Here is a 7,019-nt window from a genome sequence, read left to right as displayed (position 1 = left end):
ATTCGGTGAGCCAGGCGCTGATGGCCGTCGGCCTCGGCGGCTTTGAAAAGCGCCCGATCGACACATTGTCGGGCGGCCAGCTGCAGCGCACGCTGTTTGCCCGCGTGCTGCTGCAGGACGCCGATCTCATCCTGCTCGACGAGCCGTTCAACGCCGTCGACACCAAAACCGTCGGCGATCTGATCACGCTGATCAAGCGCTGGCATGGTGAGGAGCGCACCATCATGGTGGTCGTTCACGACCTGGATCTGGTTCGCCATAATTTCCCCGAGACGCTGCTGCTGGCGCGCCAGCCAATCGCCTGGGGCGAGACCAAGGAAACGCTGCGGCCGGAAAACCTGTTGCGCGCGCGCCGCTTCCATGAAGCCTGGGAGGAGAACGCGCCCTGGTGCGAGCCCGACAACCATGAGCACGGCGATCACCCTCACGATCATGGGCACGACCATCATCACGGTTCCGGGCCGAGGGCGGCATGATGGACGCGCTCTACGGTCTTTTCATCGCTCCGTTTGCCGATTTCGCCTTCATGCAACGGGCGCTCCTCGGCTCACTGATGCTGTCGCTCGGCGCCTGCCCCGTCGGCGTCTTCCTGATGCTGCGCCGCATGAGCCTTTCCGGCGACGCCATGGCCCACGCCATCCTGCCAGGTGCCGCCGCCGGTTTCCTGTTCTATGGGCTGGAGATCCTGCCGATGACCATCGGCGGGTTGATTGCCGGCATCATCGTCGCGCTCGGCGCCGGCGCCGTCTCGCGCTTTACCATCCAGCGAGAGGATGCCTCGATGGCGGCCTTCTATCTGATTTCGCTGGCCATCGGTGTGCTGATGGTGTCGATCCGCGGCTCCAGTGTCGATCTCATGCATGTGCTGTTCGGCACCGTGCTGGCGCTCAACAATGAAGCGCTGACGCTGATCGGCGGCATCGTGCTGGTTACTCTGGTCAGCCTCGCCATCTTCTGGCGGGCGCTGGTCGCCGAATGTCTCGACCCGCTGTTCCTGCGTTCGGTCAGCCGGTTAGGCAGCCCGGTGCATTTCATCTTCCTCGGCCTCGTCGTGCTCAACCTGGTCGGCGGCTTTCAGGCGCTCGGCACGCTGCTTTCCGTGGGCCTGATGATGCTGCCTGCGGCCGCCGCCCGCTTCTGGACCATGCGCGTCGAGCCGATGTGCCTGCTGGCGGTGCTGATCGGCTTTGCCTCCTGCGTCGCGGGGCTGCTTCTGTCCTATCACGTGTCGCTGCCTTCCGGCCCGGCCATCATCCTGTCTGCGGGCGTCGTCTATTTTGCCTCGATTCTGTTCGGCACGCGCGGTATCCTGCGCGCCCGTATTATCCATCACCGCCACAGAACCGCCTGATCCCAACACAGGAGAGCTGTCCATGCTGAAATCGATCTGCGCCGCCTTGGCAATGAGCGTTATAACGTTAACTGCCTTTGGTGCGTCATCGGCCCTCGCGGAGCCGTTGAAAGTGGTCGCCAGCTTCACGATCATTGCCGATTTCGCAAAAAATGTCGGCGGCGACCGCATCAATCTGACCACCATCGTCGGGCCGGATGGCGATGCCCATGTCTACGAGCCGAGCCCGGCTGACGCGGTGGCGATGGCGAGTGCGGACGTGGTGCTGGTAAACGGCCTGTATTTCGAAGGCTTTCTGCAGCGCCTGGTCGACGCCAGCGCCACCAAGGCGACGATCGCCGTTCTGACCAAGGGCGTCACGCCGATCAACTTCAAACCCGAATTCGCCGTTGCCGATGCCGCTGAAGGCGCCCACACGGATGGCGAAACGGCCACCGATCCGCATGCCTTCCAGTCGATTGCTAATGCCAAAATCTATGTGAAGAACATCGCCGACGCCTTCTGCACCGCCGACGCCGCGGGTTGCGACAGCTACAACGCCAATGCCGCAGCATACACCGCGAAGCTCGATGCGGTCGAAGGCCAAGTGAAGGCGGCAATCCAGTCGATCCCGGAAGAGAAACGCGTGGTCATCACCTCGCATGACGCCTTCGGCTATTTCGAGAAGGCCTATGGCCTCACCTTCCTGGCCCCCGAGGGGGTGTCGACCGAGTCGGAGCCGTCCGCTGCCGACGTCGCCAAGCTGGTCAGCCAAGTGAAGCAGGACAAGGCGGCGGCTGTCTTCATCGAGAACATCACCAACGCGCGGCTGATCGAGCAGATCGCCAGCGAGACCGGCATCAAGGTGGGCGGCACGCTCTATTCGGATGCGCTGTCGCAGCCCGACGGCCCGGCCTCGACCTATGTCGACCTGATGCACAACAACATCGCCCAGATCAAAGGTGCGATCCTCGGAAGCTGACTCGAGCGTGTCTATGCGATCGGGGCATTATCGCCCCGGTTGGATTTTCCGGCCTGCAATATCTATTTGGCAGAGAATTCCCCCGATGCGGATTGCCGCCCATGCCAGGGAGTGGCAAGACTGCCGCTAAATTCAGATTGCGAGGGCAGAGCCATGGAATACCGTCAGATCAGCGAGGACTATTCGGTCTCGGGCCAGATCCAGCCCGAAGAGATCGCTGCCATCAAGGCCGCCGGTTTCAAGAGCGTCATCTGCAACAGGCCTGATGACGAGCAGCCCGGCCAACCTTCGGCGGACAGCGTTAAGGCGGCGGTCGAAGCCGCCGGGCTTACCTTTCGCTACATCCCGGTCATCAGCGGCCAGATCACGGCCGAGAATGTCGAGGACCAGGCTGAGGCGCTCGATGAACTCGAAGGCCCGGTGTTCGCCTATTGCCGTTCCGGCGCCCGCTGCACCAACCTCTACGGGCTGATCCAGCAGTCGAAGAGCTAAATCGGCAACGCGCCGGTTTCCTTCAGCGTTTCGAGCACGATCGCCGTCTTCACGTGCTGCACGGATTCGTGCGGCAGAAGCACGCCGTTGACGAATTCCGACAGTGACTTCAGGTCCGGCGTCACCACCTTCAGGATGTAGTCCATCTCGCCGGTCAGCGCGTGTGCCTCCTGCACTTCCGGCAACCGCGCCACCAATTCGCCGAAGCGTTGCGCATTGTCGCGGTTGTGGGTGGCGAGCGTGACCGAGATGACGTTGACCAGCGAGAAGCCGAGCTTGTCGCGGTCGAGCACCGCGCGATAGCCCCTGATGTAGCCGTCCTCCTCCAGCCTCTGGCGGCGGCGCGAACATTGCGACGCCGACAGGTTCACCCGTTCCGACAAATCGTTGTTGGTCAGCCGTGCGTCCCCCTGCAATAGAGCCATTATCTTGCGGTCAAACTGGTCGATGCGCGCATCATCCATGGATTCGTCTCCATACGTGCACAGTTCGCGCATCACTCGATCATTTAAAGCGTTTGAATGCAAGCACCATGCGCCTGTTCCGCGCTATGATTATGGGAAAATGCCCTTTTCGGCCACAGAGCTCTTTGGAGGACAACACCATGGGCCCCTTCCCGCACGACGCACCGCCCGCAAAGATCAACAAGACAAATCCCGCCGGCACCGACGGCTTCGAATTCGTCGAGTTCGCGCATCCCGAACCGGAAAAGCTCGCCGAGCTTTTTACCCGCATGGGCTATATGCCGGTAGCCAAGCACCGCACCAAGGACATCACCGTCTGGCGGCAGGGCGACATCAACTATGTCGTCAATACCGAACCCGGCTCGCATGCGATGAAATTCGTCGACAAGCACGGCCCCTGCGCTTCCTCCATGGCTTGGCGGGTCGTCGATGCCAAGCATGCGTTCGACCATGCCGTCGCCAAGGGTGCGACGCCCTATGAAGGCAATGATAAAACGCTCGACGTGCCGGCGATATCAGGCATCGGCGGCTCGCTGCTTTATTTCATCGAGGTCTACGGCGACAAGGGCTCGGTCTACGATGCCGAGTTCGAATGGCTTGGCGCACGCGACCCGAAGCCGGAAGGCGTCGGCTTCTACTATCTCGACCACCTCACCCACAATGTCTATCGCGGCAACATGGACAAATGGTGGGATTTCTATCGCGACCTGTTCGGCTTCAAGCAGATCCATTTCTTCGACATCGACGGCAAGATCACCGGCCTGGTCAGCCGCGCCATCACTTCGCCCTGCGGCAAGATCCGTATCCCGCTCAACGAGTCCAAGGACGACACCAGTCAGATCGCCGAATATTTGAAAAAATATAATGGCGAAGGCATCCAGCACATCGCCGTCGGCACGGACGAGATCTACGGCGCCACCGACAGACTGACAGCTAACGGGCTGAAGTTCATGCCGGGCCCGCCGGAAACCTATTATGAGATGTCCCATGCCCGCGTGCACGGCCATGACGAGCCGATCGAGCGGATGAAAAAGCACGGCATCCTGATTGACGGCGAAGGCGTGGTTGACGGCGGCACGACCAAGATCCTGCTGCAGATCTTTTCAAAAACCGTAATCGGCCCGATCTTCTTCGAATTCATCCAGAGGAAGGGCGACGAAGGCTTTGGCGAGGGCAATTTCCGCGCGCTGTTCGAATCGATCGAGCAGGACCAGATCAAGCGCGGCGTGCTGAAGGTGCAGGCAGCGGAGTAAGCGGCCGGTCGAGTGGCTTACAGTCCCAGCCGCTCGACCTCTTCTTTCCTGAGCTTCAGATCATAGTCCAGGAAGAACTCGTCGAGCTGCGGCGGCTTCACCGACGTGCCGGACAGCATGGCGTGCACCTGGCCGCGATGGTGGATGTCGTGGATGAAGAGGTGGGCGAGCAGATCGCCGATCCGCTCCGGTATTTTTCCGTCCTCGCGCCGGTCGGTGACGACACTGCGGTCGAGATCATCCGCCGACAAATGATCGCAAAAGGCGATCAGCCGCCGGTCGGCCGCAACTTGGGCGGCAAGCAGCGCTTGTGGTTCATCGAACGGCACGAAATCGTCATGGGCCGCGGCGCCTACGCCGCCCTCTTCGAGAAAGTCGAGATAGAGATGATCGACCGCCAGGATGTGATTGAGCGTTTCCTTGATTGACGGGAAGAAGCTGGTTCGCTCGGCTTCGAATTCACCGGGCTTAAGCTGCAACACGGCGCGATAGAGCCGGTCGTTCGACCAGAGGTTGTTGCGCGCCATGCGGCGGAAATGGTACAGCAAGTCCATGACTTCACTCCGCTGACTGGACCAAAGACACGCCCGCCCACAGAAGCGCAAATCCGGCGAGAACGATCAGCAGAAGCCGATTCATGCGCCGCCGGATGGCTTGCGTTTCCTCGTCCCGCGCGACGTTCATGTTGGTCACGGTGTGGAACATCATTGCGTTGCGCGGAAAGCCGCTGCGATTCGTCAGGTCGGGAGAGCGCGCCTCGATGCGATAGCTCAGCCGGATGGCCTGAATGAAGATCGCCAGCATGACAAGGGCCCAGACACCGGACAGAAGATAGAATGTCTCGCCTGTCATACTCTTACCCCTCGTATTTCTCGACTTTCTGCTCGATCGCACCAAAAACCGAATGTCCGGTCCTGTCCTTCATTTCGATGCGCACCGTGTCGCCGAAGCGCAGGAATGGCGTTTTCGGTTCGCCGGCCTCGATGGTCTCGATCATACGCAACTCGGCAATGCAGGAATAGCCGGCACCGCCCGCCGAGACAGGCTTGCCCGGGCCGCCGTCGAGCTTGTTGGAGACCGTGCCCGAGCCGATGATCGTGCCGGCGGCCAGTGGCCGGGTTTTCGCGGCATGTGCAATCAGCGCCGGAAAATCGAAGGTCATATTCACGCCTGCGTTCGCCCGGCCAAACGGCTTGCCATTGAGATCGACCAGCAGCGGCAGGCTGACCTTGCCGCCATCCCAGGCCTCGCCCAGTTCTTCCGGCGTTACCGCGACCGGCGAAAAAGCCGAGGACGGCTTTGATTGGAAGAAGCCGAAGCCCTTGGCCAGCTCTGGCGCAGTGAGGGAGCGCAGCGTGACGTCATTGACCAGCATGACCAGCCGGATCGCGGCCCGCGTCTCATCCAGGCTTGCTCCCATCGGGACATCATCGACAATGACGGCGACCTCCCCTTCCATATCGACGCCAAAGGCCTCGTCGGCCGCCCGGATCGGATCGCGTGGCGCGACGAACGCGTCCGAGCCGCCCTGGTAGATTAGCGGATCGGTCCAGAAGCTTGCCGGCATCTCGGCGCCGCGCGCCTTCCGCACCAGCTCGACATGGTTCACATAGGCCGAGCCGTCCGCCCATTGGTAGGCGCGCGGCAGCGGCGAATGGGCGTCGTGCTCATGAAAGCGCGCTGACGGCACCGCATTGTTCTCCAGCGATTCCGCTATTGTCGCCAGATGCGGCGCGATCCGGTTCCAGTCGTCGAGTGCCGCCTGCAGCGTCGGCACCAGAAACGAGGCATCGGTGAACCGCGTCAGGTCGCGCGAGACGACGACCAACTTTCCGTCACGCGTCCCGTCCTTCAATGTGGCAAGCTTCATGTGTCCTCCCAGGGCGTTTACTCGTAGTATTTGCCGGCATAGATAACTCTGGCTGCGGCTTTCCAGGGATTGTCACCCGCCAAAAATGCCGGGTCGCCCCGCCCATTGTCTTCGAACCAAGCGACCGCTGATTCAAGAAATGTGCTGAGCAAGCCATTTTTCCATCCGTTCCAGCCGGTATCAGGTCCTGCTGGCGTCGTTGCCTCCTTGCGGTCCGCGTCCTTACGGTCCTTGCTCAGCGCGTCGATGAATCGGACGAAAGATGGCAGATCCTGCACCTTCTCAAGAAGCATCGAGAGTTGCGCCGCGGATCTCTCCTCGGATTCGCGCACCTCTTCCCAAAGCTTGTCGTTGGCCATCCTCACTCCCTAAGCCCCACAACAAGGCCGTCGCGGGCGATCGTCAAGGCGCCGGCCCATGTTTTCCTGACGGCGGCAATCCAGTCGGCCTCACCGATCTCGGGATCGTCGGCAGGAATGAGGTGGTTGAGGACCAGTCTTTTGACCCCTGCATCACTGGCGATGCGCCCCGCCTTCTCAGCAAAAGTATGGCTGGCGAGCAGATGCTCTCTGAGCCGCGCGCCGTTTCCGGTTTTCGCGACGAGCCGCTCGATGCCCTCCTCCAGCAT

General features: G+C 61.3%; 10 protein-coding genes and 1 pseudogene. 5 read left to right on the top strand and 6 right to left on the bottom strand.

All coding sequences use genetic code 11. The features are described 5' to 3' along the window. From EOA85_RS22825 to EOA85_RS22810, 4 genes are all read left to right on the top strand, one after another. Window positions 1–476: ATP-binding cassette domain-containing protein (locus EOA85_RS22825; protein ID WP_127211261.1), on the top strand; the 476-nt coding region annotated here is incomplete at its 5' end. Next, window positions 476–1,351 carry a zinc ABC transporter permease AztB gene (gene aztB, locus EOA85_RS22820; protein WP_127211262.1) on the top strand — a complete coding sequence of 292 codons (876 nt, stop codon included), beginning with the start codon at window positions 476–478 and terminating at the stop codon, window positions 1,349–1,351. The genes EOA85_RS22825 and aztB, both read left to right, overlap by 1 nt. A gap of 22 nt (window positions 1,352–1,373) precedes the next feature. Next, entirely contained in the window at window positions 1,374–2,312 is a 939-nt protein-coding gene (gene aztC / locus EOA85_RS22815) for a zinc ABC transporter substrate-binding protein AztC (protein ID WP_127211260.1), read from the top strand. Between the two features lie 153 nt (window positions 2,313–2,465). Next, entirely contained in the window at window positions 2,466–2,804 is a 339-nt protein-coding gene (locus tag EOA85_RS22810; RefSeq protein ID WP_127211259.1) for a TIGR01244 family sulfur transferase, read from the top strand. Here the strand turns inward: EOA85_RS22810 and EOA85_RS22805 are convergent. Continuing rightward, window positions 2,801–3,268: an Lrp/AsnC family transcriptional regulator gene (locus EOA85_RS22805; protein ID WP_029354039.1), complete on the bottom strand. Its 468-nt coding sequence runs from the start codon at window positions 3,266–3,268 to the stop codon at window positions 2,801–2,803. The two genes, EOA85_RS22810 and EOA85_RS22805, sit on opposite strands and share 4 nt — an antisense overlap. 140 nt (window positions 3,269–3,408) lie before the next feature. Between EOA85_RS22805 and hppD the strand changes: the two genes are divergently transcribed. Then, window positions 3,409–4,521 (top strand): 4-hydroxyphenylpyruvate dioxygenase, encoded by a 1,113-nt coding sequence (gene hppD, locus EOA85_RS22800; RefSeq protein ID WP_127211258.1) that lies wholly within the window; start codon window positions 3,409–3,411, stop codon window positions 4,519–4,521. A gap of 17 nt (window positions 4,522–4,538) precedes the next feature. Here hppD and EOA85_RS22795 read toward each other — a convergent pair whose 3' ends face one another. The 5 genes and pseudogenes from EOA85_RS22795 to EOA85_RS22775 form a co-directional block, all read right to left on the bottom strand. Continuing rightward, entirely contained in the window at window positions 4,539–5,075 is a 537-nt protein-coding gene (locus EOA85_RS22795) for a DinB family protein (RefSeq protein WP_127211257.1), read from the bottom strand. 4 nt (window positions 5,076–5,079) lie between these two features. After that, complete coding sequence (locus tag EOA85_RS22790; protein WP_245316539.1) at window positions 5,080–5,325, bottom strand: hypothetical protein; 246 nt, start codon at window positions 5,323–5,325, stop codon at window positions 5,080–5,082. 52 nt (window positions 5,326–5,377) lie between these two features. Then, window positions 5,378–6,391, bottom strand: coding sequence for a fumarylacetoacetate hydrolase family protein (locus EOA85_RS22785; RefSeq protein WP_127211256.1), 1,014 nt, complete (start codon window positions 6,389–6,391; stop codon window positions 5,378–5,380). 17 nt (window positions 6,392–6,408) lie between these two features. Then, on the bottom strand, window positions 6,409–6,750 hold the full coding sequence (locus EOA85_RS22780; protein WP_127211255.1) for a hypothetical protein: 342 nt from the start codon (window positions 6,748–6,750) through the stop codon (window positions 6,409–6,411). 2 nt (window positions 6,751–6,752) lie between these two features. Next, window positions 6,753–7,019, bottom strand: a pseudogene (locus EOA85_RS22775) (MBL fold metallo-hydrolase); the annotation flags it as partial.

Origin of the sequence: Mesorhizobium sp. M5C.F.Ca.IN.020.29.1.1 (genome assembly GCF_003997375.1) — a bacterium.
In the GTDB taxonomy this organism is placed as follows: Bacteria; Pseudomonadota; Alphaproteobacteria; order Rhizobiales; family Rhizobiaceae; genus Mesorhizobium; species Mesorhizobium wenxiniae.
The sequence above is the reverse complement of the archived record's forward strand: the minus strand, read 5'-3'. Positions and strand labels throughout refer to the sequence as shown.